Genomic DNA, 25,345 nt, shown 5'->3' with positions numbered 1-25,345 from the left:
GCATGGGCGAGGGGCCGTCCTGGTCCGACAATGCGGCTTCCCTGCCTGTTGGAAAGTCCGAAGAGTCCATGTCCCCGTTCTCGGTCCTGATCGTCGAAGACCAAGCCCGCTTCCGCGAGGCCTTCACGCATGCCCTGGGCAGCGTGCCCGACATCGAGCTGCTGGGCATCGCGCCCGACCTGCCCCAGGGCCGGCGCATGTTCGACCAGCTGCAGCCCGACGTCCTGCTCGTCGACCTGGACCTGCCCGGTGGTAGCGGTATCGAGCTGATCCGTCATGCCGCCCAGACCCGGCCGCAGTGCGAAGTCATGGTGATTTCCGTGTTCGGCGACGAGCAGCATGTGGTCGCCAGCATCGAAGCCGGCGCCACCGGCTATCTGCTGAAGGACAGTCTGGCCCTGGACCTGCCCGGCCAGCTGCGCTCGCTGCGCGCGGGCGGCAGCCCCATCAGCCCCGTCATCGCCCGGCGTCTGCTGGTGCGTCTGGCGCCCGGGTCCCAGGGCTCCACCGGCCCGTCGCCCGAGGCCATGGCCGCCACGATGGCCGACGAAGAGGTGGTCGCCCTGTCGGAACAGGAATCGCGCGTGCTGCACCTGGCGGCCAAGGGCTTCACCTTCGACGAGATCGCCCAGTTCATGCAGGTCTCGCCGCATACGGTGATGACCTATGTCAAGCGGGTCTACCGCAAGCTGCACGTCCGTTCGAAGGTGGAAGCCATCTACGAAGCTCGCCGCCTGGGCTGGCTCCGCGATTAGCATCGCCGGCATGGACGCCGACCAGCCCGCCGCCGACAGCCCCAGCTCCACCCCCAGGAAGCGCCCCAAGCCCGGCGAGCGCCGCACGCAGATCCTGCAGGTGCTGGCCGGCATGCTGGAGCAGCCGGGGGCCGACCGCATCACGACGGCGGCCCTGGCGGCCAAGCTCGACGTCAGCGAGGCGGCCCTCTACCGCCACTTCGCCAGCAAGGCGCAGATGTTCGAGGCGCTGATCGACTTCATCGAGAACAGCGTCTTCGGCCTGGTCAACCAGATCGCCGACAACCCTCACCCCCTGCCGCCGCCGGCCAAGGCCGCGCGCATCGCCAGCGTCATCCTGCAGTTCGGCGAGAAGAACCCCGGCATGACCCGCGTGATGGTGGGTGACGCCCTGGTCTACGAGAACGAGCGCCTGGTGGCGCGCATGAACCAGTTCTTCGACCGCATCGAGTCCTCGCTGCGCCAGGTGCTGCGCGCCGCGGCCGAGGCGCAGGGCTCGATGACGCCCACCGTGCAGGCCAATGCCCAGGCCTCGGTCTGGGTCAGCTTCCTCATCGGGCGCCTGCAGCGCTATGCCCGCTCGGGCTTCAAGCGCATGCCGACCGAGCAGATGGAAGCCTCGCTCAAGGCGATCGGCTAACTACACTGGCGGCATGTCCGCCGCCTTGGAATCCTTTCTCGCTCGCGCCGAGGGTCTTCTGACCCGGCTCGAGGCCGTCCTGCCGCATCCGGCAACGCCCCCCGACTGGGCTGCCTCCACGGCCTTCCGCGCCCGCCGCCGCCATGGCGCGCTGTGCCTTGAGCCGGTGCGTGCCGTCAGCCGCATCGCCTTGTCGGACCTGAAGGAAGTCGATCCGCAGAAGGAAAGGCTGCTGCGCAACACGGCCCAGTTCGTCGCCGGCAAGCCGGCCAACAACGTGCTGCTGACAGGCGCCAAGGGCACGGGCAAGAGCTCGCTGATCAAGGCTGTGCTGAACGAGTTCTCGGCCCAGGGCCTGCGCCTCATCGAGGTCGACAAGGCCGACCTCGTCGACCTGCCTGACCTCGTCGAACAGGTGGCAGCCCGCGCGGAGCGCTTCGTGGTTTTCTGCGACGACTTGAGCTTCGACGAAGGCGAGGCCAGCTACAAGGCGCTGAAGAGCGTGCTCGACGGTTCGGTCGCGGCGGCCAGCGACAACGTGCTGATCTACGCCACCAGCAACCGCCGCCACCTGCTGCCCGAGAAGATGGTGGACAACCTCTCCGGCACCCATGGCGAGCATGGCGAGATCCACCCCGGCGAGGCGGTGGAGGAAAAGATCTCCCTGTCCGAGCGCTTCGGCCTGTGGATCAGCTTCTATCCCTTCAGCCAGAACGAATACCTGGCCATCGTGGCCCAGTGGCTGCGCCATTTCGGCCTGGACGAGGCGGCCATCGAGGCGGCGCGCCAGCCTTCGCTGGTCTGGGCGCTGGAGCGCGGCTCGCGTTCGGGCCGCGTGGCCTACCAGTTCGCGCGCGACATGGCGGGGCGCACTGAATGAGCGAGCAGCGCCCCATCACCGAGGTCGCCGTCGGCGTTCTCGTCGCCCCTGACGGCCAGTTCCTGCTGACCTCGCGGCCCGAAGGCAAGGTCTACGCCGGCTACTGGGAATTCCCGGGCGGCAAGGTCGAGGCCGGCGAGACCATCGAGCAGGCCCTGGCGCGCGAGCTGAAGGAAGAAATCGGCATCGAGATCGGTACGGCCCACCCGTGGAAGACCGAGATGTTCGACTACCCCCATGCGCTGGTGCGCCTGAACTTCTGCAAGGTCTTCGAGTGGACGGGTGAGTTCCAGATGCTGGAGAACCAGCAGATGGCCTGGGCCAGCCTGCCGGTGCAGGTGAAGCCCGTGCTGCCGGGCACCTTCCCCGTGCTGGACTGGTTTGCCGAGGAGCGCGGCCACGTCGGGCCGACTCACCTAGACTGAAAGCATGAGCAGTTGGCTTGACGAAGTGAAATGGGACGACAAGGGCCTGGTGCCCGTCATCGCCCAGGAGCAGGGCACGGGCGACGTGCTGATGTTCGCGTGGATGAACCGCGAGGCCCTGGCCCTGACGGCCGAGCGCGGCCAAGCGGTCTATTTCAGCCGCTCGCGCAACAAGCTCTGGCACAAGGGCGAGGAGAGCGGCCATTTCCAGCAGGTGCACGCCATCCGCATGGACTGCGACAACGACGTCGTGCTGCTGACCATCACCCAGCTCGGCCACGAACCCGGCATCGCCTGCCACACCGGCCGCCACAGCTGCTTCTTCCAGAAGCTCGAGAAGGGCGTCTGGAGCGCAGTGGAACCCGTGCTGAAAGACCCCGCCAAGATCTATGAGTGACGACATCCTCCGCCGCGTCGGCGCGGTCATCGAATCGCGCAAGGGCGCCGACCCCAGCACCAGCTATGTCGCCAAGCTCTTCGACAAGGGCCTGGACGCCATCCTGAAGAAGGTCGGCGAGGAGGCCACCGAGACCGTCATGGCCGCCAAGGACGGCGACGCCCAGAAGGTGGTCTACGAGGTGGCCGACCTGTGGTTCCACAGCATGGTGGCTCTGGCCCACTTCGGCTTGCGGCCCGAGGATGTGCTGGCCGAACTGGCCCGGCGCGAGGGCCTGTCGGGCCTGACCGAATTCGCTCAACGAGGACAAGACAAGCCATGAGCACTGCCCAGCACAGCGACCCGAACTGCCTGTTCTGCAAGATCGTCGCCGGCCAGATCCCGAGCAAGAAGGCCTATGAGGACGAAGACATCCTCGCCTTCCACGACATCCATCCCTGGGCGCCCGTCCACGTCCTCATCATCCCCAAGCGCCACATCGCCTCCATGGCCGACGTGACCGAGGCCGAGGCAGCCCTGCTGGGCAAGATGACGGCCCTGGGGCCGAAGCTGATGAAGGAGCTGGGCGTCAGCAACGGTTTCCGGCATGTCATCAACACGGGGCCTGACGGCGGCCAGGAGGTCTATCACCTGCATCTGCATGTGATGGGCGGGCCGCGCCCCTGGTTGAAAGGCTGAATTCGGGCCTCACATCAGGCTTGCGGCCTTTGGGCAGCCGGCCGAAGTCACATGGCCGTGCAAGGATGCGGGATTTGCAACCAAACCCAACGCCCGAGCACGATCGCACCGGAAGCCGCTTGGCCGCGAAATGACCCCTAAGGCTAGGGTCATCCCTCACCTAGAATTTGAGCCAGTCCACAAGGAGTCAACATCATGGGTTCATTCAGCATCTGGCACTGGCTGATCGTCCTCGTCGTCGTCATCGCCATCTTCGGCACCAAGAAGCTGCGCAATGTCGGTTCCGACCTCGGCGCCGCCGTCAAGGGTTTCAAGGACGGCATGAAGGACGGTTCGTCCGACACGCCGGGGGCCCCGCCTCAGCAGGTCACGGCCAACAAGGTCAATGACCCGAACACGGTCGACGTCGACGCCAAGACCAAGTCCTAAGTGCTCGACTTCGGCTTTGACAAGATCGCGCTGATCGGCGCGGTGGCGTTGATCGTCATCGGTCCCGAGAAACTGCCTCGCGTGGCGCGCACGGTGGGCACCTTGCTGGGCAAGGCGCAGCGCTATGTCGCGGACGTCAAGGCCGAGGTCAACCGCTCGATCGAGCTGGAAGAGCTTCAGAAGATGAAGACCCAGTTCGAGACGGCGGCGCGTGATGTCGAGCAGAGCGTGCGCCAGGAGGTCGATTCCGCGACCGAGGCCTTGAACCAGACCTGGAGCGACGTGACCAGCGACTCGTCCTATGAGGCGAGTTCGACCATCGCCCCACCGCCGCCCGAGTACCGCCATCCCAAGAAGAACTGGCGGCTCAAGCGCGGGGCCACGCCGATGTGGTTCAAGCAGAAGGCCGGCGTGCGTCGCCATACACAGTCAGGCGCGGCTCGCGTCGCGCGCTTCCGGCCTCCAGGCATCCGCTGATGAGCTCCTTCCAAAAGCCCGATCACGACGAACTGGCCGGCACCGAGCAGCCCTTCGTCAGCCACCTGATGGAGTTGCGCGACCGGCTGCTGCGCGCGGTCCTCGCCATCGCCATCTGCTTCGGCGTGCTGTGTTTCTATCCCGGCCCCAGCCAGCTCTACGACTGGCTGGCCGCGCCGCTGGTGGCCAATCTGCCCGAAGGCACCAAGATGATCGCGACCAACGTCATCGCGCCCTTCTTCGTGCCCATCAAGATCACGATGCTGGCCGGCTTCATGCTGGCCCTGCCCATCGTGCTCTACCAGGCCTGGGCCTTCATCGCGCCCGGCCTGTACTCGCACGAGAAGCGCCTGGTGATGCCGCTGGTCGTGTCCAGCACGCTGCTCTTCTTCGGCGGCGTGGCCTTCTGCTACTTCTTCGTCTTCAAGAAGGTCTTCGCCTTCATCCAGAGCTTCGCGCCCAAGAGCATCACGGCGGCGCCCGACATCGAGGCCTATCTCGGCTTCGTGATGAATATGTTCATCGCCTTCGGTGCGGCCTTCGAGGTGCCCATCGTCGTCGTCGTGCTGGTGCGCATGGGCATCGTGTCGGTCGACAAGCTGCGCGAATGGCGCGGCTATTTCATCGTCGTCGCCTTCATCATCGCGGCCGTCATCACGCCGCCCGACATCGTCTCGCAGCTGGCCCTGGCCATCCCGATGTGCCTGCTCTACGAAGTGGGGCTGTTCGCGGCGACCTACTTCGTGCGCCACACCAAGGCGCCGGACGACGGCGAGGATCAGTCGTCTTCGGAAGTGCGCTGAGGCTGCTGGGGCCGCTGGCCCACGCCGAGTGAAAAGCTCATGGCCTTGCCGGCACGCTGCACGCCGACCTCGACCTGACTGCGGGGCTTGAGGGCCGCTACGCTGGCCAGCAGCTCGGCCGGTGTCGCGACGGCGCGGTTGCCGATGCGGGTCAGCACGTCGCCCGGCTTGATGCCGGCCTTGGCCGCCGGCGCATCGTTGACGACGCCACCGACCAGCACCCCCTTGGCATCACCGAGCTTCAAGGCCTCGGCCAGTTCGGGCGTCAGCTCGCGCGTCTGCACGCCTATCCAGCCACGCGCGACCATGCCGTCCTGCAGCAGCGCCGCCGCCACCTGGCGGGCCACGTCCACGGGGATGGCGAAGCCTATGCCCAGGGACCCGCCGCTGCGCGAGAAGATGGCCGTGTTGATGCCCACCAGCCGGCCGTCGCCGTCCACCAGGGCGCCGCCCGAATTGCCCGGGTTGATGGCCGCATCGGTCTGGATGAAGTTCTCGAAGGTGTTGATGCCCAGCTGGCTGCGGCCCAGCGCCGACACGATGCCCGAGGTGACCGTCTGGCCGACGTTGAAAGGGTTGCCGATGGCCAGCACCGCGTCGCCGACCTGCAGATTGGCGGCATCGCCCAGCGGGATGACGGGCAGGCCGGTCAGCTCGATCTTCAGCACCGCCAGGTCGGTCTCGGGATCGGTGCCGATCAGCCGGGCCTGGGCCTGGCGGCCGTCGCTGAGCTGCACCTCGATGTCCGAGGCGCCTTCGACGACATGGTTGTTGGTCAGCAGCACGCCATCGGCCGAGATGATGACGCCCGAGCCCAGGCCGAGCTGGGGATTGCCGCGCGGCTGGCGCAGGCCGAAGGGCAGGCCGGGGAAGCCGAACAGCTGCTCGTGGCCGCGGCCGGCGCGGGGCGGCGCCTTGCTGGCCGTGATGCTGACGACGGCCGGCGCGGCGACGCGGGCGGCCTGGGCAAAGCCGGCGCGCACCACGGAAGCGGGCGGGGAGGGCGGCAGGGCGATCTGGCGGGCCGTCTGCGCGATGGGTGCCTCACGCCAGCGCGCCTGCTGCAGCCACTGCGGCTTCAGCGTGCCGACGACGAAGAGCAGGGCCAGGGCGATGGTGACCGCCTGCGCGAAAATCAGCCAGAGCCGTTTCAACACCCAAATCCTCTTCAAGCCATGACCGACCGCGCCGCGCTGGAACGCCGACTGAACGAACTGCTCGAGCCTGCGCGCTTCAAGGATTATGGGCCGAACGGTCTGCAGGTCGAGGGCCGGGACACCGTGGGGCATCTCGTCTGCGGCGTCACCGCCAGCCTGGCCCTGATCGAGGCGGCAGTAGCCGCCAAGGCCGATGCCATCCTGGTCCATCACGGACTGTTCTGGCGCGGCCAGGACGGTCGCGTGACGGGCTGGATGAAGCAGCGCCTGGCCCGGCTGATCCAGCACGACATCAACCTCTTCGCCTACCACCTGCCGCTGGACGCCCACCCGACATTGGGCAACAACGCCCAGCTCGGCGCGCAGTTCGGCTGGACGGCGGACCGGCGCTTCGGCGAGCAGGACCTGGGTTTCTGCGCCGCCATCGACGCGACCGATCTCAGCGCGTTGACGACGCAGCTGAGTGCCACCCTGGGCCGCAGCGTGACCGCCGTGCCCGGTGACGGTCGCCCGCTGCGCCGCGTGGCCTGGTGCACCGGCGGCGCGCAAGGCTATTTCGAGCCGGCCATCGCGGCGGGCGCCGACGTCTTCATCACCGGCGAGATCTCAGAACCCCAGGCTCACTATGCCCGCGAAACGGGCGTCGCCTTCGTCGCCGCCGGCCACCACGCCACCGAGCGCTATGGCGTGCAGGGCGTGGGCGCCCAGGTGGCGCAGGACCTGGGCCTCACCTGGCAGTTCATCGACGTCGACAACCCGGCCTAGGCGGCCAAGGCGTAGGCGATGGCCGCGCGCACGGCCACCACCTGGGCCTGGTTGCACTGCGCGGGCGTGGCGCGCGGGCTGTCTGGATAGACCTCGGTCGTCGTCGCAAAGCGCGCGCCGGTGATGGCCGCGCACAGCCCCCACTGGCTGACCGGGAAGTTGATGACGCCGGCGGACTGCAGCTCCGACTCGTTGATCTGGCCGTTGCCGTCGGGCGGCGCGATATGGGTGACCTGTGCTACCGCGTCGATGACGGCACGCTGGAAGGCCGGCTGGGGCTGGGCGATGTCGTCCACCAGATAGAAGCCGTCGGGGATGGTGCCCGGCACGAAATCCTTGCCATCGCGTGCCGACAAGGCCGGTCGAAACTCCGACTCGTCGGTGTCGGTCGTCTCATGCAGGTCGATGTGCATCAGCACGCGGCCGCGCAGGGGTGCCAGCAGCGCGACCAGGGCCGTCGATTCGCCTGCCGGGCTGCCCGCGCGGAAATTGCGATTGGGGTCCAGCGCGTCGAAATTCCAGCGCTGCTCGCGTTCGTAGGCCCAGGGGCTGACGCAGGGCACCACGAGCAGATTGGCGTGGCCGGCGACTTCCTGCCCATGCTCGCTCAGGTACTGCAGGGCGCCGTGCACGCCGCTGGTCTCATAGCCATGCACGCCGCCGGTGACGACGAGGACGGGCAGGTCGTCGCGCCAGCCGCGGCTGCGGATGGCCAGCAGCGGGAAGCGTTCGCCGTCGTATGTGACTGCGCCGTACTCGCTGACGTCGAAGTCCTGCTTCAGCGGCTCGATGGCGGCGAGAACGTCGTCCTTGTAGCTGCGCTGCTTGACGAGGTGTGCACGCCAGGCCTGGACTTCCGCCGGGCCCCAGGGCTGGCCGGGGGTGCCGATGGGATAGAAGCGTTTGCCGCTCATGGGCGCGCCTTTTCGGCCTGGATCCAGGCATTGATGCGCTGCTCCAGCAGCGGCAGCGGCATGGCGCCCTGGTCGATGACGGCCATGTGGAAGCGGCGCTGGTCGAACTTGGCGCCCAGCACCTGTTCCGAGCGGGCGCGCAGCTCCTTGATCTTCAGCTCGCCCATCATGTAGCTCAGGGCCTGGCCGGGCTGGGACAGGTAGCGGTCGACCTCGGCCGTCATGAAGGTGGCGTCGTGGCCGGTCTGCTCGATCATGTAGGCGATGGCCTTGTCGCGGCTCCAGCCGAGCGCATGCAGGCCGGTGTCGGTGACGAGGCGGGCAGCGCGGAACATCTGCGCCTGCAGGTGGCCGAAGCGCGTGTAGGGATCGCGGTAGAGGCCCATCTGCGGTCCCAGGGTCTCGGCATAGAGGGCCCAGCCTTCGCTGAAGACCGAGTACTGCGACTGGCGGCGGAAGTTGGGCAACTCGCCGAGCTCCACCTGCCGCGAGATCTGCAGATGGTGGCCGGGCACGGTCTCGTGAGCCACCAGGGTCTCCATGGCCCACTTGGGGCGGCGCTTGAAGGCGATGGCGTTGGCGTTGAACCAGCCCGGCGTCGTGCCGTCCAGCGACGGGCCGTTGTAGTTGTCGGCCGCGCCTTCGCCCGTGTAGGGCGGCATGCCGCGGATGCCATAGGGCGAGCGCGGCAGCTGGGCGAAGAGCTTGGGCAGTTCGGGGTCGATGCGCTTGGCGATGGCGCGGTAGCCGTCCAGCAGTTCCTCGGCGCTGTGGCTGAAGAACTTGGGGTCGCTGTAGAGGAATTTCTTGAAGGCCGCCAGGTCGCCGTCGAAGCCGGCTTCGGCCTTGACCTTCTCCATCTCGGCGCGGATGCGCGCAGCCTCGCGCAGGCCGGTGGTGTGGATGTCGCCCGCCGCCAGCGGCAGCGTCACATGGCGCAGGATCAGCGCCTCGTAGACCTTGTCGCCGCCCGGGTAGCTGGACAGCGAACCGCTGTCGGGAGCCTTCGGGCTGAGCTCGTCCTTCAGCACGGCCAGCAGCTTGCGCTGGGCCGGATAGAAGATGTCGCGCATCGCCGCCTGGCCCTGGGCCTGGTAGTTGGCCTTGACGCCGGCGTCCACCGTCATGCGCTGGAAGGGCTCGTAGACCGGGCTCTTGGTGACGTCTTCGGGCAGCTGGCCCTCGACCTGGGCGATGGCGCGGGCCAGCACCGGCTTGGACGTGACCCAGCCGAGCGCCAGGCCGTGGCGCAGGATGGCGATCTCCTGGTCGACGCGCGCCGGGTAGGCGGCCAGGCGGGCCAGCCACTGCTTGACCTGGGCCTCGTTGTTGACCGGCACATTGCGCGCAAAGCCGGCCAGGGCCGACTGGGCGCCGTAGAGCGTGCCCAGGGTCAGCGTGCGCCAGCCGGCAAAGCCCTGCATGGCGACGTCCTGCTGGTAGCGGTTGATGAAGAGGGCCAGCGACACGCGGTCGGTGTCGTTGAGCTGGGCGGCGTCCACGGCGCGGGCGCGGGCCAGCATGTCGCGGGCGAAGGCGTCACGGGCCGCCAGGCCGGCTTCGGAGCGGTCGCTCAGCTTGTCGTTGAAACGCAGGTCGCCGCGCAGCGTGGCCCATTCGGGCGCGGCGCGGGCCTCGGATTCCCAGGCCTCGTCGAACAGGGCTTGGAGGGCCTGGTGGGCCTTGGTGGCGGCGTCGGTCGCGGTGGCGGCGGGCCTGGCGGGAGCCGTCTGGGCGAGGGCGGGGGCGGTCAGATGCAGGCCGGTCGAAACTGACAGGACAGCCGCTGCAACAAGGGCGAGGCGCAAGGGAATCTCCACATCATGTATGGGCTGCGGGGCAGTCTGCCAGCCTGACCCCGGGCGTGATGAAAGAATGAGGCATGACTCCGGAAAACTCCCTAGGCGCGCCCCTCGTCATCAGCATGGGCGATGCCTGCGGCATCGGCCCAGAGATCATCGCCAGGCTGTGGCAACGCCAGGCGCCGCGCGATGCGCTGGTGGTGGGCGATGCGACCGTCATGCGGCGGGCCGTTGCTGCCATCGGCGGTGGCCTGGCCGTGGCCGAGTTGCATGGACCTGGAGAGTTAGACCTTGTGCCGCCGAACTGCCTGCCCGTGTGGCAGCCTGCGGGCCTGCCGGCCGACCTGGCGCAGGCGCCGATGGGCCAGGTCGATGCGCGCGCCGGCGCGGCCGCGGCCCTGTGCATCGAGGCCGCCGTCGCGTTGATCCAGTCGGGCCGGGCGCGGGCCCTGGTCACGGCGCCCATCCACAAGGAGGCCCTGCACGCGGCCGGCTCGCCCTATCCGGGCCATACCGAGATGCTGCAGGCCCTGGCCGGCAAGGACGGGGCAACACCGCCGGTGCGCATGATGCTGGCCAACGAGGAGCTGCGCACGGTGCTGGTCACCATCCATTGCTCGCTGCGCGAGGCCATCGAACGTGTCACCCGGGACAGCGTGCTTGAGACATTGCGCATCACGGGTGAGGCCATGCGCCGCATGGGCTTTGCCGCGCCGCGCATCGCCGTCGCCGGGCTGAACCCGCATGCCGGCGAGGGCGGCCTGTTCGGCAACGAGGAGATCCGGCACATTGCGCCTGCCATCGCCGACGCGCGTGCCGAGGGCTGGGATGCCAGCGGCCCCTATGCGCCCGACACCATCTTCATGCGCGCCCGTCGCGGCGAGTTCGACGTCGTCGTCGCCATGGTGCACGACCACGGCCTGATCCCGGTCAAGTACCTCGGCGTGGAGCAGGGCGTCAACGTGACCTTGGGCCTGCCCTTCGTGCGCACCAGCCCCGACCACGGCACGGCCTTCGACATCGCCGGGCGGGGCGTGGCCGATCCGGCCAGCCTGTGGGCTGCGCTGACGATGGCGCGGTGGCTAATATCCGCCGCCATATGAACCCGAGCCCAGGGAGGGCTGCATGCCGATCAAGATCCGTTGGGCCTGGATGGCCCTGGCTGCTGCGTCCAGCCTGGCTGTTGCCGCCGGCCGCGGCGAGTTGAAGGCTGATTCCGACAGCTATCGCGTCACCGCCGCGTTCGATGCGCTGTTCGACGTCGAGGGGCGCGTGGTCGAGCTGCGCCCGCACGACGAGGCCGAGCATCCCGCCGCGTTCTGGGACGGACTGAAGAAGAAGTTCGCCAACCTCAAGATCGCGCCGCCGCAGGACGCCTCGGGGCGGCCCGCCACGCTGCGCACAGGCCTGTACATCAACCTGGAGATCACACCAGGCGCGCAAGGCGGGCAGGTCAAGATCGCCGGGATGGACGTGCAGCCGCTGGTGATCAGGCGTGAGTACGCTGGCTATCCCAAGGACATCGCGCAGTCTGCCGGCTGGACGGGCGATGTCGATGCGGAATGTGTCGTCGGCACGGACGGGCATTGCGGCGAGGTCAAGGTGAAGGCGTTGCCAGGCATGCCGCCTTCGGTGCTGCGCTGGGCCAGCGTGACGTTGGGGCTGTGGGAGTTCCGGCCGCCGCAGATCAACGGCGTGCCTTTTGCGGTGCCCATCCACCAGGGCTTCAAACTCAATACCACCGACGACGCGCCGGTGGAGTTTCGTCAACGTGGCAGCGGCAACGCGCCTTTTCGCTGGTAGGGGGCGGTCGCCCTAGCGTCCGCCGCCCAGGGCTGCGAGCTGGGCACGGGCGCGGGCGGTGGCGCGCTCCAGCAGCAGGGCGGGCTCGAAGGCGCGCATGCGATCGGCCTCGCAGAGCTTGCGCAGCATGCGGGCCGTCATCGTCACCGTCTCCTGATGGCGGCTGCCATGCGTGAAGATGAAGAAGCTGCGGCCGGCGCTGACATGGGCCAGGCGCACCTTCTGCCACTCGGTGCCGGTGTGCATCTGGTAGGCGAAGCCCAGCTGCATGTTGTCGATCAGCAGCGCACCGCTGGCGGGTTCGGCGGCGCTCTCGGCGGCGGGCAGGCCGTCGATGGAGATGTCCACGGCCTGCAGCGGTTCGGCGGCGGCCACGGCATCGTTGCCAGACAGGTCCAGGTCCAGTTCGCCATTCCAGTCGACGCTGGCTTCTTCGACCAGGCCCAGGCTCTTGGCCTCGGCCGGCGTCAGGCGCTGGCTGGCATCGAGATCGCCGGGCGCGCTCTCGCCGGCGATGGGCCTGGCGAGGTCGGCCTCGCCCGGCGGCGCGACGCCGAAGATCTGGTCGAGCTGCTTGATCAGCAGGTTGGTGTCCAGGGCGCTGGGGGCCTGGCCCTTCAGCGACTCGGCGTGGGCGGGCAGCAGCACGCCGAAGAAGTCCTTGCGCGGGCCGTCCGGCCAGCGGATCAGGTCCATGCCCTCGTTGAGGGTGCGCATCAGATTGGGCAGCTCGCGCAGGAAATCGGCGCGGGCGGCCGTGCCGCCCTTGGGCTGCACGCTCATGACCAGGGTGCGGCCGAGGGTGCGCAGGCGCAAGGCCCGCTCCGGCGCGCCTTCGCGCGAGGCCAGCACGATGGCCTGGCTCCAGACCTGGGCCAGGAAGCTGCGCAGGAAATCCTGCATCGGCACGCGGGCCAGTTGCTGCTGCAGCTGCAGGGCATAGCGCTGCTGCAGGCGCAGATCGGTCTCGCGCCGCTCGACGACCGCGGCGGCGTCGCCGGCGGCCTTCAGCGTGTTGCGGGTCTGCTCGGCGATGAAGGCTTCGAGGGCGTCCAGCTTGGCCGTGTAGACGTCCATGCGGTCGAAGTCGCCTTGGGCGACGTCCTGCACGAGGTCGCGGACATGGGACAGGAAGGAGCGGCCGGGATCGTCGCTGAAGTCGTCGAAGGCGCAGGCCAGCGACGCCATGCGGTTGACGAACACCCGCACCGGATGGCGGCGCGAGGAGAAGAAGGTTTCGTCACCCAGGGCCACGCGCAGCACGGGCAGCTGCAGGCGGGCCAGCAGGCGCGCCATCTGCGGCGGCACCTTGGGGTCGGACAGGATCTGGTCGAACAGGCTGCCGACGACGTCGATGACCATGTGGTCCAGCCGGCCGTTGGCGAGCTGGCGCAGCTCGTCGCGATGCTGGTGGATCAGGTTGGTCGGCAGGGGCAGTTGGCCCCAGGCGCTGGGGCTCTCGCCGCCAAGAGTGTCCAGGCCCACGCGGCCGGAATTGCCGTGGCTGTCGAAGGCGGCCTCGTAGGGCGCGGGCGTCTGCGCGAGGCGACGCATCAGGTCCATCATCTGCGGCTCGACCCGGCCGAAGCCGCCGCCGCCGCGTCCGCCGTAGCCTGCGCCGCCGCCGCCCAGGCCGCCGAAGCCGGTGTTGCGGCCGCCGCCGGGGTTCAGGCCGCCGTGGCCCGAGCCGCCGTAGCCGCCGCGCGTGGACATGCTGCCGTGGCTGGAGTCGAGATCGCCGGGCTGGGTGGCGCCGCCCAGGCCGCCCAGGCGGGAGTTGCCGTCCGGCGTCGCGCGCACGCGCAGGTCCTGAGGGCGCAGGCCGCGCGAGCGCAGCAGCTCGGCGATGTCGGCATAGCAGGCGCGCATCTCCTGGGCCAGGGCCCGGGTCAGCTCGTCGGTCAGGGTCTGGCGGGTGACGGGGTCGTCGGTGATGGCCTGGATGGCGTCGAGCAGGCCCTGGCCGATGAGTTCGGGCCGCAGGGGGTTGCGCTCGCCGACCTGGATGCCCGCCACATAGGACTCGACCTCGCGCAGCTCCCACTCGCAGTGGTGGCCGATGGCCAGGCCGATGCGGTCGGCCGCCACCAGGTTGTTGACCTGGTCGTCGTCCATCAGCGACAGCTCGCCCCAGTCCTTCTTCTTGGCGGTGGGGGCCGCGGCGGGCGACGTGTCGGATTGTTCTGCCGCCACCTGCTTGCGCAGGCTCTGCACGAATCGCTGGGAGAACACCCCCTGCTGCTGGCGGAACACGAACTGAGCCGCGAGCAGGGCATCGCGCTTCTTGACCTGGCCGGCCGACAGGGCCGACAGCCCCAGACCTTCCGCGCAGCGCTCGGCCGCCTGCTCTCCCGCCAGACGGATGCGGGTCAGCGAGGCTTCAAGGTGCGGATTCAGGCGGATCTCTGGCGCGTTCATCAACAAATTGGCAAGCGGCGTCGAAAGTATCGCGCCTGCAACAAGCCTGGGTTTTCAGCCGGTTGCCAAATCCGTGGCACAAAAAAGCCCGGTAACCATTGCTTACCGGGCGGCGGAGCGGGATGAGAGCTTAGCGCTTCAGCGAATCGCGGATCTCGCGCAGCAGCTGAATATCTTCCGGCGTGGCCGGCGGCGCTGCCGGCGCCGCGGGGGCTTCCGGCTCGCGCTTGAGGCGGTTGATCTGCTGGATCATCAGGAAAATGATCAAGGCCAGGATGATGAAGTTCAGCGAAACGGTCAGAAAGCTGCCGTAGGCCAGCACCGCGCCGGTCTTCTTGGCTTCGGCCAGCGTGGTGGCCGTCTGGCCGGCCAGCGGGATGAAGTAGTTGCTGAAGTCCAGGCCGCCGAAGATCTTGCTGACGACCGGCATGATGACGTCGCCGACCAGGGAGTCGACGATCTTGCCGAAGGCGCCGCCGATGATCACGCCGACCGCCAGGTCGATGACATTGCCTTTGACGGCGAACTCCTTGAACTCGGAGAAGAAACTCATGCGGGACTCCTGGTAGGGGGGAGTTTGGATGTTGGCGCCAAGTGCGGGAGGCCAGAAGCCGGGTAAACCTCGGGTCGGCAGGTCCGTGCAAGCCCGGGAGGGGCTGTGAGCGTCCGTTAGAATCCTGAGTTGCCCCTGATCAGAAGTCTCTTTAGAGGACCCTCATGAGTGACCAGCAAGTGGACCAAGGCAAGCGGACCTGGTTGATTGCAACCGGTTGCGCCGGCGCCGCCGGCGGTATCGCGACTGCCGTGCCCTTCGTCAGCACTTTCGCGCCCAGCGAGCGCGCCAAGGCCGCCGGTGCCCCCGTCGAGGCCGACATCTCCGGCATCAAGCCCGGCGAGAAGCTCACCGTCGAGTGGCGCGGCAAGCCGGTCTGGATCGTGCGCCGCACGCCGGAGCAGCTCGCGGGCCTGAAGAAGAACGACGCCCAGCTGGCCGACCCGAATTCGGAGCGCAAGGCCTTCCCGTTGCCCGAGGGCGTCAACAAGGAAACCCGTGCGATCAAGGACGAATTCCTGGTCGTCGTGGGCATCTGCTCGCATCTGGGCTGCTCGCCGAGCGACAAGTTCGTCGCCGGTGCCCAACCCTCGCTGCCGGACGACTGGAACGGCGGCTTCCTGTGCCCCTGCCACGGCTCGACCTTCGACATGGCTGGTCGCGTCTTCAAGAACAAGCCTGCGCCGGACAACCTCGAGGTGCCGCCGTACATGTTCCTGTCGGACAGCCGCGTGCTGATCGGCGAGAGCAAGAAGGCCTAAACAGGAAACACGGGACGAGACATGGCTGAATTCAAAGAAGCTCCCGCAGGCGCCTCGGTTGGCGTGAAGACCATGACCTGGCTGGAGAACCGGTTCCCGACCGCGTTCGACGCCTACAAGGTCCACATGTCGGAGTACTACGCGCCGAAGAACTTCAACTGGTGGTACATCTTCGGCTCGCTGGCCCTGTTGGTGCTGGTGATCCAGATCGTCACCGGCATCTTCCTGGTGATGCACTACAAGCCCGATGCCGGCCTGGCCTTCGCGTCGGTCGAGTACATCATGCGCGACGTGCCCTGGGGCTGGCTGATCCGCTACATGCACAGCACGGGTGCCTCGGCCTTCTTCGTGGTCGTCTACCTGCACATGTTCCGCGGCCTGATCTACGGCAGCTACCGCAAGCCGCGCGAGCTGGTCTGGATCTTCGGCTGCGCGATCTTCCTGTGCCTGATGGCCGAAGCCTTCATGGGCTATCTGCTCCCCTGGGGCCAGATGTCCTACTGGGGCGCCCAGGTGATCGTGAACCTGTTCGCCGCCGTGCCCTTCGTCGGCCCGGACCTGGCCCTGATGATCCGCGGCGACTACGTCGTCGGCGACGCCACCCTGAACCGCTTCTTCAGCTTCCATGTCATCGCCGTGCCGCTGGTGCTGCTGGGCCTGGTGGTGGCCCACCTGCTGGCCCTGCACGACGTCGGTTCCAACAACCCCGACGGCGTCGAGATCAAGAAGCACAAGGACCCCAAGACCGGCATCCCGCTGGACGGCATCGCCTTCCACCCGTTCTACACGGTGCACGACATCTACGGCGTCTGCATCTTCCTGATGGTCTTCACCGCCATCCTCTTCTTCGCGCCTGAGCTGGGCGGCTACTTCCTGGAGTACAACAACTTCATCCCGGCCGACCCGCTGAAGACGCCCGCCCACATCGCCCCGGTCTGGTACTTCACGCCGTTCTACTCGATGCTGCGCGCCACCACCGACACCATGGTCAACGTGCTGTGCGGCGTGGTTGGCATCGCGGCCATCGTGAGCTTCCTGAAGGGCAAGTTCGGCGGCACCGCCAAGGTCGCCCTGCTGGTCGCCGCGGCCGTGTTGATCTTCCTGCTCAAAGTCTTCGACGCCAAGTTCTGGGGCGTCGTCGTCATGGGCGGCGCGGTCATCATCCTGTTCTTCCTGCCCTGGCTGGACCACAGCCCGGTCAAGTCGATCCGTTATCGCCCGAGCTGGCACAAGTATGTGTACGCGGTCTTCGTCGTCTTCTTCCTGTGGCTGGGCTATCTCGGCATCCAGCCGCCGAGCGACATGGGCACCCTGGTGGCCCAGGCCGGCACGCTGTTCTATTTCGGCTTCTTCCTGTTGATGCCGTGGTGGAGCCGCCTGGGAACGCCCAAGCCCGAGCCCGACCGTGTGACCTTCCACGCCCACTGAGCCGCGGAGCAAAAACACAATGAAAAAGCTGATCGCGATCCTGATGGCCACGCTGGGCCTGGCCGGCGCCGCCCAAGCCAACACCGGTGGCATCGAGTGGGACAAGTTCCCCAAGGAGAAGATGTCGGACATGGCCGCGCTGCAGCACGGCGCCAAGCTGTTCGTCAACTACTGCCTGAACTGCCACGGTGCCGCCTACATGCGCTACAACCGCATGCGCGACCTGGGCCTGACCGAAGCCGACATCAAGAACAACCTGCTGTTCGCGGCCGACAAGGTCGGTGAGACCATGAAGGTCAGCATCGATCCCAAGGAAGCCAAGGCCTGGTTCGGCGCCAACCCGCCCGACCTGTCGGTCATCGCCCGCTCGCGCGCCGACGGCGCCAAGGGTTCGGGTGCGGACTATCTCTACACCTATATGCGGAGCTTCTACCGCGACGACACCAAGGCGACGGGCTGGAACAACATGGCCTTCCCCAGCGTCGCGATGCCGCACGTGATGTGGGAACTGCAGGGCCAGCGTGCCGCCAAGTTCGAGGAAATCGCCGATCCGCACGACCACGAGAAGACGACCCATGTCTTCACCGGCAAGTACGAGCAACTGACGCCCGGCACCCTGACCGAGCGCCAGTACGACGACGCGGTGGCCGACCTGGTCGCCTATCTGCAGTGGATGGGTGAACCGGCCCAGGGCCAGCGCTTCCAGCTGGGTGTCATCGTGCTGATCTTCCTCAGCTTCCTGACCGTGTTCGCCTGGCGTCTGAATGCCTCGTACTGGAAGGACGTGAAGTAAGCCATTGAGTCCCGGCGCATCCCGAACGGGGGCGCCAAACACGCAGTGGGGAGGGCTTCCAGCCACCCACTGCGTTTGCTTTTTGCGCGGCGGCCTGCCGCGTGTTTTGATTGACTGACCCCTCGGGAGCCCAAGCCATGATGGTCCTCTACTCCGGTACCACCGACCCCTACTCGCACCGCTGCCGTTTCGTGCTGTTCGAGAAAGGCATGGACTTCGAAATCCGTGACGTTGACCTGTTCGCGAAACCCGAAGACATCGCGTTGATGAATCCGTACAACGAGGTGCCCATCCTCGTCGAGCGCGATCTCATCCTGTACGAATCGCACATCATCAACGAGTACATCGACGAGCGCTTCCCGCATCCGCAGCTGATGCCCGGCGACCCGGTCGCCCGCGCCCGCGTGCGCCTGTTCCTGCTGAACTTCGAAAAGGAGCTGTTCGCCCACGTGAACATCCTCGAAGGCCGCGGCACGACGACCAAGGCGACGGACAAGCAGCTCGAGAAGGCCCGTTCGCAGATCCGCGACCGCCTGACCCAGCTGGCCCCGATCTTCCTGAAGAACAAGTACATGCTGGGCGACGACTTCTCGATGCTCGACGTGGCCATCGCCCCGCTGCTGTGGCGCCTGGACTACTACGGCATCGACATGTCCAAGAACGCGCTGCCGCTGCTGAAGTACGCCGAGCGCATCTTCAGCCGCCCGGCCTACATCGAGGCGCTGACGCCGTCCGAAAAGGTGATGCGCCGCTGATGGACCAGACCCCCGCTTCGACAGGCGCAGGTGGGGGCACGTCCACCCGCCCGTACCTGATCCGCGCCCTGCACGACTGGTGCACGGACAACGGCTTCACGCCCTATATCGCGGTCCATGTCGACCGTTCGGTGCAGGTGCCCATGGAGTACGTGTCCAACAACGAGATCGTGCTGAACATCGGCTTCGATGCGACCAGCGGCCTGGACCTGGGCAACGAGTTCATCCAGTTCAAGGCCCGCTTCGGCGGCGTGGCGCGCGAGATCATCGTGCCGGTGGACCATGTCGTGGCCATCTACGCCCGCGAGAACGGCCAGGGCATGGCCTTCCCGGCGCCCGAGCCGCTGGCTGAAGGCGCTGCTGCGCCGGCGGCCGTGCCCGCCGCCGAACCGCGCCGCAGCGGCCTGCGGCTGGCGAGCGAGGCCAGCGACGATGAGGGCGACGACACGCCGCCGCCGGATGCACCCAGCGGCGGTCCGCGGCCTTCGCTGAAACGCGTCAAGTGAGCGCCTAGAATCCCGACTTTCGCCGGCTTAGCTCAGTTGGTAGAGCAACCGCCTTGTAAGCGGTAGGTCATCAGTTCGAATCCGATAGCCGGCACCAATCAAGAACCCACTGTCTCGCGACAGTGGGTTTTTCATTTCTGGATCAGCTTGACGCGGATATGGCCAGGCAGGCCGGCTTGGGCCAGCAGGGCTTCCAGGCGGGGCAGCAGATGGCGCAGCTTGGCGGCAACGGCAGCGTTGGCGGCCAGCAGGCTCCAGCCGTCCTCGTCCAGCGGCCCGGGCTGCAGGCTGGCCAGCAGGGCGCCGGGCAGGGCGGGCGCGATGATGCGCAGGCGCCGCCGCGACGCCTCCAGCCTTGCGTGGAGCTGGCTCAGGCCCTCATGGGCGCGCAGGGCCTCGGCCACCGGCGTCGGCGACGGGACGGAGGCGCGCACGCTCTTGGGGCCGAGGTAGCGGGGCGTGGAGGACATGACGGCAGTGTAGTGAGGCGGCCAGGCCGTCATGGCCCCACTGCTAAACTGCGACGTTTTGCGCGGCCAGGCAAACCCTTCTTGCATTGGCCCGGCTCGCCCCCAGATTCGCGCGTTCCGTCGGCCTCGCCGGCGCCCGCCAGCACTCAAGTCGCAGCATGTTGCCCAAGCTTCTCACCTCGATTTTCGGTAGCCGCAACGAGCGTCTGCTCAAGCAGTACCGCCGTACCGTGGCCCAGATCAATGCGCTGGAGCCGAAGTACGAGGCCTTGAGCGACGACGAACTGCGCGCCCAGACGGCCGAGTTCAAGCAGCGCATCGCTGGCGGCGCGACCGTCCACGACATCCTGCCCGAGGCCTTCGCCGTCTGCCGCGAAGGCAGCAAGCGCGCGCTGAAGATGCGCCACTTCGACGTGCAGCTGATCGGCGGCATGGTGCTCAACGACGGCAAGATCGCCGAAATGCGCACCGGCGAAGGCAAGACGCTGATGGCGACGCTGCCGGTCTACCTGAATGCGCTGACGGGCAAGGGCGTCCACGTCGTCACGGTCAACGACTACCTCGCGCGCCGCGACGCCGAGTGGATGGGCAAGCTCTACAACTTCCTGGGCCTGTCGGTCGGCATCAACCTGCCGCAGATGCCGCGCGAGCAGAAGCAGACGGCCTACGCCGCCGACGTCACCTACGGCACCAACAACGAGTACGGCTTCGACTATCTGCGCGACAACATGGTCTACGAGACGGCCGACCGCGTGCAGCGCGGCCTGTCCTACGCCATCGTCGACGAGGTCGACTCCATCCTCATCGACGAGGCGCGCACGCCGCTGATCATCTCGGGCCAGGCCGACGACCATACGGACGTCTACCTGAAGATCAATTCGGTCGTTCCGAGCCTGAAGAAGCAGATCGGCGAGCTGGACCCGCGCACCGGCGAAGGCGTCATCGAGCCGGGCGACTTCACGGTGGACGAAAAGTCGCACCAGATCCACCTGACGGAAGACGGCCACGAGACCGCCGAGCGGCTGCTCGCCCAGGCCGGCCTGATCGCCGAGGGCGCCAGCCTCTACGACGCGGCCAACATCACGCTGATGCATCACCTGAATGCGGCGCTGCGGGCTCGCCACGTCTATCACCGCGACCAGCACTACGTCGTGCAGAACGGCGAAGTCGTCATCGTCGACGAGTTCACCGGCCGCCTGATGAGCGGCCGCCGCTGGAGCGACGGCCTGCACCAGGCCGTCGAGGCCAAGGAAGGCGTGCAGATCCAGGCCGAGAACCAGACCCTGGCCTCCATCACCTTCCAGAACTACTTCCGCATGTACGGCAAGCTGTCCGGCATGACGGGCACGGCCGACACCGAGGCCTATGAGTTCCAGGAGATCTACGGCCTCGAGACCGTCGTCATCCCGCCGAACCGCCCGACCATCCGCAAGGACGAACTGGACCTGGTCTACAAGACCGACAAGGAAAAGTACAACGCCGTCATCGAGGACATCCGCGCCTGCCACACGCGTGGCCAGCCGGTGCTGGTGGGCACGACGTCCATCGAGAACTCGGAGCTGATCTCCAACCTGCTGAACCAGGCCAAGCTGCCGCACAACGTGCTGAACGCCAAGCAGCACGAGAAGGAAGCCCAGATCGTCGCCCAGGCCGGTCGCCCGGGTGTCATCACCATCGCCACCAACATGGCCGGCCGCGGCACCGACATCGTGCTGGGCGGCAACGTCGAGAACCAGGTCAAGTTCCTCGAGGCCGACGAGGCGATTCCCGCCGACGAGAAGGCGCGCCGCATCCAGCAGTTGAAGGACGAGTGGCAGGGCCTGCACGACAAGGTGCGCGCCGAGGGCGGCCTGCGCATCATCGCGACCGAGCGCCACGAGAGCCGCCGCATCGACAACCAGCTGCGTGGCCGTGCCGGCCGCCAGGGCGACCCCGGCTCCTCGCGCTTCTACCTGTCGCTGGACGACCAGCTGATGCGCATCTTCGCCGGCGAGCGCGTGCGCGCCATCATGGACCGCCTCAAGATGCCCGAGGGCGAGGCCATCGAGGCCGGCATCGTCACGCGCAGCATCGAAGGCGCCCAGCGCAAGGTCGAGGCCCGCAACTTCGACATCCGCAAGCAGCTGCTCGAGTACGACGACGTGTCGAACGACCAGCGCAAGGTCATCTACCAGCAGCGCAACGACATCCTCGAGGCCGAGAGCCTGATCGCCCAGATCGCCTCGCTGCGCGAATCCACGCTGACCGACGTGGTGCGCACCTATGTGCCCGCCGAGAGCGTCGAGGAGCAGTGGGACCTGGCCGGCCTGGACCAGGTGCTGCAGGGCGAATGGCAGATCGACCAGTCGCTGGCCGAGCTCGTCAAGAAGAGCGACTCCATCACCGACGAGGACCTGCTCGAGGCCGTCATCAAGGCGGGCGACACGCTGTTCCAGGACAAGCTCGACCGCGTCGGCATCGAGCAGTTCAATCCCTTCATGCGCATGGTGCTGCTGCAGAGCATCGACCAGCGCTGGCGCGAGCACCTGGCGGCCCTGGACTATCTGCGCCAGGGCATCCACCTGCGCGGCTACGCCCAGAAGAACCCCAAGCAGGAATACAAGCGCGAGGCCTTCGAGCTGTTCTCGCAGCTGCTGGACCTGGTGAAGATGGAAGTCACCCGCACGCTGATGAATGTGCGCATCCAGAGCCAGGAAGAGGCCAACCAGGCCGCCGAGGCCATGGAGCGCCGCGCCGAGGCCGTGTCCAACGTGACCTACCAGCATCCCAACGAGGACGGCTCCATCAGCCAGGACGTCGACCCCGCGACGCTGCTGGCCGAGTACGGCCACATCGGTCGCAACGATCCCTGCCCCTGCGGCAGCGGCAAGAAGTTCAAGCTCTGCCACGGCAAGCTGGCCTGATCCAGGTCCTTCGGCACCCGGGCATCCGCGCCCGAATCCCTCACGGGCCGGCTCTGCCGGCCCGTTTGCATTGGTTTGCAAACGGCCGGCGGCCCACCCAAGTGGGGGGAAAACCGTGCGTTTGAGCACATAGAAGACCCCAGGCCACCGGCATGAGGGGTGCTCGCCCAAGGCGCACCCCCCTAGAGTGCAGGCCATGCCCCGGAAAACCCCGGGTAGACCCGAATAGAGAACCTGAAAGCGCGTCATGAAATCGTTGTCTACAGCCCTCGCCGCCCTGAGCCTGGCCTTCGCCGCCGGTAGCGCCGCCGCTGCGCCGGTGTCGTTCACCTTCGGCAACAACAACATCATGTCCAACGGCCAGGACGCTGCCGCTTTCGACAACATCTTCAACTTCACGTTGACCAGCCAGACCCTGCTGGGTGCCTCCCTCGTCACCCTGTCGCCGGAGCCGAGCGCCTCCGTGAACATCACGTCGGCCTTCCTGAAGCTGGGCGGCGCCACCTTCGCCCTGACTGAAACCCATGGCGTGGATTGGGATGCCGACGAGTCCGGCACGGAAACCTGGAGCCTGAGCCCGCTGTGGCTGTCGGCCGGCAACTGGGAACTGCACGTCGTCGGCGAAGGCTACGGCGTCAAGTCGCCCGAAGGCTACGAAGCCAAACTGAACGGCCGCGGCGTCGACCTGCCCGAGCCCACCGCCCTGGCCCTTGTCGCCGTCGCCCTGGCTGGCCTGAGCCTGTCGCGCCGCCGCCGCGCCGGCTGAGCGCCTGACCGCAATTCACGAGCAGTCCACCATGATCAAGTCTTTCGCTCTCGCCGCAGCCCTGCTGTCCAGCGCTTCGGCCTTTGCCGACGTCAGCATCCGGTTCGACAGCCGCGATGCCGGCGACCCGGCACTGACGACCTCGCTCACGGCCAACTACATCACCGGTGGCCTCAATTACACGAACGCGGCCACCGGCAGCTTCCTGGCCTACTGCATTGAACCCGACCAGTCGTTCGCGATCACCAGCCGGGGCTTCAAGACCTACACGGTCGGCAGCTTCAGCGGTGCGCAGGGCGCCTTGCTGCAGGCGCTGTACTCCAGCAGCTTCGCCTCGGTGCATGACGGCGTGCAGCAGGCAGGCTTCCAGCTCGCCGTGTGGGAAATCATGCGCGAGAACAGCGGCACGTTCAGCCTGAGCGAGAACAACGGCACCTTCTTCCTGAAGACGGCCGGCCTGACGGGCGCCCAGCTCACCACCGCCACCGACGCCCAGACCTTTGCCGACAACTATCTGGCCGCCGCCCAGAGCTACAGCGGTGCATCGCTGTACAGCCTGACCAAGCTGACCAACGGGACCTACCAGGATCTGGTTGTCGCCACGCCGGCGGCTGTCGTTCCCGAGCCCGAGAGCTATGCCCTGCTGCTGGCCGGCCTGGGCGCTATCGGCCTGCTGGCCCGCCGCCGTCTGCCGCGCTGATTCTTTTCGGCATCTTGCAAAGGCTCCTTCGGGAGCCTTTTTGCTTTCCTAGAATCCGCGGGTTTTTCTGACTCTTTCACCGAGCGCGCCATGCCCGTCAATCTCACCGCCCCCGATCCCGCCTCCCTGTTGCCCGTGCCGGGCGTGCGCCTCGGCGTGACCATGGCCGGCGTGCGCAAGGCCAACCGGCGCGACCTCAGCGTCATCGCGCTGGACGAGGGCGCGGCCGTCGCCGGCGTGTTCACCACCAACCGCTTCTGCGCCGCCCCGGTGCAGGTCTGTCGCGAGCATCTGGCCGGCGGCTCGGCCATCCGCGCCCTCTTGATCAACACCGGCAATGCCAACGCCGGTACCGGCGCCGATGGCCTGGCGCGCGCGCGCGCGACCTGCAAGGCCCTGGCCGGCCTGATCGGCTGCGCGCCCGAGCAGATCCTGCCCTTCTCGACCGGCGTCATCATGGAGACGCTCCCCGTCGACCGCATCACCGCCGGCCTGCCCGCCGCCCTGGCGGCGCTGAAGGCCGACAACTGGGCCGAGGCCGCCGCCGGCATCATGACGACGGACACCCTGCCCAAGGCCGCCTCGCGCCGCATCAGCATCGGCGGCGTGCCGGTCACGCTGTCGGGCATCTCCAAGGGCGCCGGCATGATCCGCCCCAACATGGCCACCATGCTGGGCTTCGTCGCCACCGACGCCAACATCGCCCCGGCCCTGTTGCAGCCGCTGGTGAAGGAAGCGGCCGACGCCTCGTTCAACCGCATCACCATCGACGGCGACACGTCGACCAACGACTGTTTCATGCTGATCGCCAGCCGCCAGGCCCGGCATGCCGAGATCACCTCGCTGGACAGTGCCGACGCCAAGACCCTGCGCGAGGCGCTGATCGCCCTGGCCCAGGAACTGGCTCAGGCCATCGTGCGCGACGGCGAGGGCGCCACCAAGTTCATCGCCATCACCATCGAGGGCGGCCGCGACGAGGCCGAATGCAAGCTGGCCGCCTATGCCATCGCCCACTCGCCCCTGGTCAAGACGGCATTCTTCGCCAGCGACCCGAATCTGGGGCGCATCCTGGCGGCGGTCGGCTATGCCGGCATCGGTGACCTCGACCAAGGGCTCATCGACCTGGACCTGGACGACGTCGCCGTCGTGCGCCAGGGCGGGCGCCTGGCGACCTATCGCGAGGAAGACGGCCAGCGCGTCATGAAGCAGAGCGAGATCACCATCCGCGTCGGCCTGAACCGCGGCCAGGCCAGCGCCACGGTCTGGACCTGCGACTTGAGCCACGACTACGTCAGCATCAACGCCGACTACCGGAGCTGAGTCCGGACCGAGGACAGGCCCTGCGGCCTGTCCGACGCCTGACGAAG

At 67.5% G+C, this 25,345-nt stretch carries 28 protein-coding genes and 1 tRNA gene; 23 read left to right on the top strand and 6 right to left on the bottom strand.

Going from position 1 to position 25,345, the window contains the following annotated elements:
• Nucleotides 1–68: 68 nt before the first annotated feature.
• From AC3WOE_RS10955 to tatC, 10 genes are all read left to right on the top strand, one after another.
• Nucleotides 69–755 (top strand): response regulator, encoded by a 687-nt coding sequence (locus AC3WOE_RS10955; protein ID WP_477933534.1) that lies wholly within the window; start codon nt 69–71, stop codon nt 753–755.
• Nucleotides 756–765: 10 nt separating this feature from the next.
• Nucleotides 766–1,395 carry a nucleoid occlusion factor SlmA gene (gene slmA / locus AC3WOE_RS10950; protein WP_492690432.1) on the top strand — a complete coding sequence of 210 codons (630 nt, stop codon included), beginning with the start codon at nt 766–768 and terminating at the stop codon, nt 1,393–1,395.
• A 13-nt stretch (nt 1,396–1,408) separates the two neighbouring features.
• The gene (locus AC3WOE_RS10945) at nt 1,409–2,275 is read left to right on the top strand and encodes an ATP-binding protein (protein ID WP_492690431.1); all 867 of its coding nucleotides are present in this window, start codon (nt 1,409–1,411) and stop codon (nt 2,273–2,275) included.
• A complete protein-coding gene (locus tag AC3WOE_RS10940; protein WP_492690430.1) occupies nt 2,272–2,700 on the top strand; it encodes an NUDIX domain-containing protein in 429 nt (142 codons plus the stop codon). Before AC3WOE_RS10945 ends, AC3WOE_RS10940 begins: the two co-directional genes overlap by 4 nt.
• A 4-nt stretch (nt 2,701–2,704) precedes the next feature.
• Entirely contained in the window at nt 2,705–3,097 is a 393-nt protein-coding gene (gene hisI, locus AC3WOE_RS10935) for a phosphoribosyl-AMP cyclohydrolase (RefSeq protein ID WP_492690429.1), read from the top strand.
• Complete coding sequence (locus AC3WOE_RS10930; protein ID WP_492690428.1) at nt 3,090–3,419, top strand: phosphoribosyl-ATP diphosphatase; 330 nt, start codon at nt 3,090–3,092, stop codon at nt 3,417–3,419. Before hisI ends, AC3WOE_RS10930 begins: the two co-directional genes overlap by 8 nt.
• Complete coding sequence (locus AC3WOE_RS10925) at nt 3,416–3,775, top strand: histidine triad nucleotide-binding protein (RefSeq protein WP_492690427.1); 360 nt, start codon at nt 3,416–3,418, stop codon at nt 3,773–3,775. The genes AC3WOE_RS10930 and AC3WOE_RS10925 overlap by 4 nt, the downstream gene beginning before the upstream one ends.
• A gap of 195 nt (nt 3,776–3,970) precedes the next feature.
• Nucleotides 3,971–4,204, top strand: a complete 234-nt coding sequence (gene tatA / locus AC3WOE_RS10920; RefSeq protein ID WP_492690426.1) for a Sec-independent protein translocase subunit TatA — start codon at nt 3,971–3,973, stop codon at nt 4,202–4,204.
• The gene (gene tatB, locus AC3WOE_RS10915) at nt 4,205–4,681 is read left to right on the top strand and encodes a Sec-independent protein translocase protein TatB (RefSeq protein ID WP_492690425.1); all 477 of its coding nucleotides are present in this window, start codon (nt 4,205–4,207) and stop codon (nt 4,679–4,681) included. It begins immediately after the preceding gene.
• Nucleotides 4,681–5,484, top strand: a complete 804-nt coding sequence (tatC, locus tag AC3WOE_RS10910) for a twin-arginine translocase subunit TatC (protein ID WP_492690424.1) — start codon at nt 4,681–4,683, stop codon at nt 5,482–5,484. The genes tatB and tatC overlap by 1 nt, the downstream gene beginning before the upstream one ends.
• On the opposite strand, the gene AC3WOE_RS10905 is transcribed toward tatC, so the two are convergent.
• Nucleotides 5,460–6,638, bottom strand: a complete 1,179-nt coding sequence (locus AC3WOE_RS10905) for a S1C family serine protease (RefSeq protein WP_492690423.1) — start codon at nt 6,636–6,638, stop codon at nt 5,460–5,462. The two genes, tatC and AC3WOE_RS10905, sit on opposite strands and share 25 nt — an antisense overlap.
• Nucleotides 6,639–6,659: 21 nt before the next feature.
• Here AC3WOE_RS10905 and AC3WOE_RS10900 point away from each other — a divergent pair, with 21 nt between their 5' ends.
• On the top strand, nt 6,660–7,406 hold the full coding sequence (locus AC3WOE_RS10900; RefSeq protein ID WP_492690422.1) for a Nif3-like dinuclear metal center hexameric protein: 747 nt from the start codon (nt 6,660–6,662) through the stop codon (nt 7,404–7,406).
• Here AC3WOE_RS10900 and AC3WOE_RS10895 read toward each other — a convergent pair.
• Complete coding sequence (locus AC3WOE_RS10895; protein WP_492690421.1) at nt 7,403–8,320, bottom strand: M14 family metallopeptidase; 918 nt, start codon at nt 8,318–8,320, stop codon at nt 7,403–7,405. The genes AC3WOE_RS10900 and AC3WOE_RS10895 overlap by 4 nt on opposite strands.
• Nucleotides 8,317–10,128 (bottom strand): DUF885 domain-containing protein, encoded by a 1,812-nt coding sequence (locus AC3WOE_RS10890; RefSeq protein WP_492690420.1) that lies wholly within the window; start codon nt 10,126–10,128, stop codon nt 8,317–8,319. The genes AC3WOE_RS10895 and AC3WOE_RS10890 overlap by 4 nt, the downstream gene beginning before the upstream one ends.
• Nucleotides 10,129–10,202: 74 nt before the next feature.
• On the opposite strand from AC3WOE_RS10890, the gene pdxA reads away from it, so the two are divergent.
• Together pdxA and AC3WOE_RS10880 are read left to right on the top strand one after the other, a co-directional pair.
• Nucleotides 10,203–11,225 carry a 4-hydroxythreonine-4-phosphate dehydrogenase PdxA gene (gene pdxA / locus AC3WOE_RS10885; RefSeq protein ID WP_492690419.1) on the top strand — a complete coding sequence of 341 codons (1,023 nt, stop codon included), beginning with the start codon at nt 10,203–10,205 and terminating at the stop codon, nt 11,223–11,225.
• A gap of 22 nt (nt 11,226–11,247) precedes the next feature.
• Nucleotides 11,248–11,925, top strand: coding sequence for an energy transducer TonB (locus AC3WOE_RS10880; RefSeq protein ID WP_492690418.1), 678 nt, complete (start codon nt 11,248–11,250; stop codon nt 11,923–11,925).
• A 12-nt stretch (nt 11,926–11,937) separates the two neighbouring features.
• Here the strand turns inward: AC3WOE_RS10880 and AC3WOE_RS10875 are convergent, their stop codons facing one another.
• Nucleotides 11,938–14,343, bottom strand: coding sequence for a DUF1631 family protein (locus AC3WOE_RS10875; RefSeq protein WP_492690416.1), 2,406 nt, complete (start codon nt 14,341–14,343; stop codon nt 11,938–11,940).
• Nucleotides 14,344–14,473: 130 nt separating this feature from the next.
• Complete coding sequence (gene mscL, locus AC3WOE_RS10870; RefSeq protein WP_492690415.1) at nt 14,474–14,896, bottom strand: large conductance mechanosensitive channel protein MscL; 423 nt, start codon at nt 14,894–14,896, stop codon at nt 14,474–14,476.
• Nucleotides 14,897–15,060: 164 nt separating this feature from the next.
• Between mscL and petA the strand changes: the two genes are divergently transcribed.
• The 6 genes from petA to AC3WOE_RS10840 all read left to right on the top strand — a co-directional run bounded on the left by petA (nt 15,061) and on the right by AC3WOE_RS10840 (nt 19,236).
• The gene (gene petA / locus AC3WOE_RS10865) at nt 15,061–15,657 is read left to right on the top strand and encodes a ubiquinol-cytochrome c reductase iron-sulfur subunit (RefSeq protein WP_492690414.1); all 597 of its coding nucleotides are present in this window, start codon (nt 15,061–15,063) and stop codon (nt 15,655–15,657) included.
• A gap of 21 nt (nt 15,658–15,678) precedes the next feature.
• Nucleotides 15,679–17,085 carry a cytochrome b gene (locus AC3WOE_RS10860; RefSeq protein ID WP_492690413.1) on the top strand — a complete coding sequence of 469 codons (1,407 nt, stop codon included), beginning with the start codon at nt 15,679–15,681 and terminating at the stop codon, nt 17,083–17,085.
• Nucleotides 17,086–17,104: 19 nt separating this feature from the next.
• Nucleotides 17,105–17,878 (top strand): cytochrome c1, encoded by a 774-nt coding sequence (locus tag AC3WOE_RS10855; RefSeq protein WP_492690412.1) that lies wholly within the window; start codon nt 17,105–17,107, stop codon nt 17,876–17,878.
• A gap of 137 nt (nt 17,879–18,015) precedes the next feature.
• Nucleotides 18,016–18,633 carry a glutathione S-transferase N-terminal domain-containing protein gene (locus AC3WOE_RS10850; RefSeq protein ID WP_056192820.1) on the top strand — a complete coding sequence of 206 codons (618 nt, stop codon included), beginning with the start codon at nt 18,016–18,018 and terminating at the stop codon, nt 18,631–18,633.
• Nucleotides 18,633–19,139, top strand: coding sequence for a ClpXP protease specificity-enhancing factor (locus AC3WOE_RS10845; RefSeq protein WP_492690410.1), 507 nt, complete (start codon nt 18,633–18,635; stop codon nt 19,137–19,139). Before AC3WOE_RS10850 ends, AC3WOE_RS10845 begins: the two co-directional genes overlap by 1 nt.
• A gap of 21 nt (nt 19,140–19,160) precedes the next feature.
• Nucleotides 19,161–19,236, top strand: a tRNA-Thr gene (locus tag AC3WOE_RS10840).
• Nucleotides 19,237–19,270: 34 nt separating this feature from the next.
• On the opposite strand, the gene AC3WOE_RS10835 is transcribed toward AC3WOE_RS10840, so the two are convergent.
• Nucleotides 19,271–19,609 (bottom strand): hypothetical protein, encoded by a 339-nt coding sequence (locus AC3WOE_RS10835; RefSeq protein WP_492690408.1) that lies wholly within the window; start codon nt 19,607–19,609, stop codon nt 19,271–19,273.
• Nucleotides 19,610–19,767: 158 nt separating this feature from the next.
• Between AC3WOE_RS10835 and secA the strand changes: the two genes are divergently transcribed.
• The 4 genes from secA to argJ all read left to right on the top strand — a co-directional run bounded on the left by secA (nt 19,768) and on the right by argJ (nt 25,298).
• A complete protein-coding gene (gene secA, locus AC3WOE_RS10830) occupies nt 19,768–22,512 on the top strand; it encodes a preprotein translocase subunit SecA (protein WP_492690407.1) in 2,745 nt (914 codons plus the stop codon).
• Nucleotides 22,513–22,759: 247 nt separating this feature from the next.
• Complete coding sequence (locus tag AC3WOE_RS10825) at nt 22,760–23,278, top strand: FxDxF family PEP-CTERM protein (protein ID WP_492690405.1); 519 nt, start codon at nt 22,760–22,762, stop codon at nt 23,276–23,278.
• 31 nt (nt 23,279–23,309) lie between these two features.
• Nucleotides 23,310–23,978 carry a PEP-CTERM sorting domain-containing protein gene (locus AC3WOE_RS10820; protein ID WP_492690404.1) on the top strand — a complete coding sequence of 223 codons (669 nt, stop codon included), beginning with the start codon at nt 23,310–23,312 and terminating at the stop codon, nt 23,976–23,978.
• A gap of 90 nt (nt 23,979–24,068) precedes the next feature.
• A complete protein-coding gene (argJ, locus tag AC3WOE_RS10815) occupies nt 24,069–25,298 on the top strand; it encodes a bifunctional glutamate N-acetyltransferase/amino-acid acetyltransferase ArgJ (RefSeq protein WP_492690402.1) in 1,230 nt (409 codons plus the stop codon).
• The last annotated feature ends 47 nt before the right edge of the window (nt 25,299–25,345 follow it).

The sequence above is a fragment of the Roseateles sp. FW305-36 genome (genome assembly GCF_058787015.1).
Note: the sequence above shows the minus strand (reverse complement) of the source record. Positions and strands in the feature narration are given on the sequence as shown.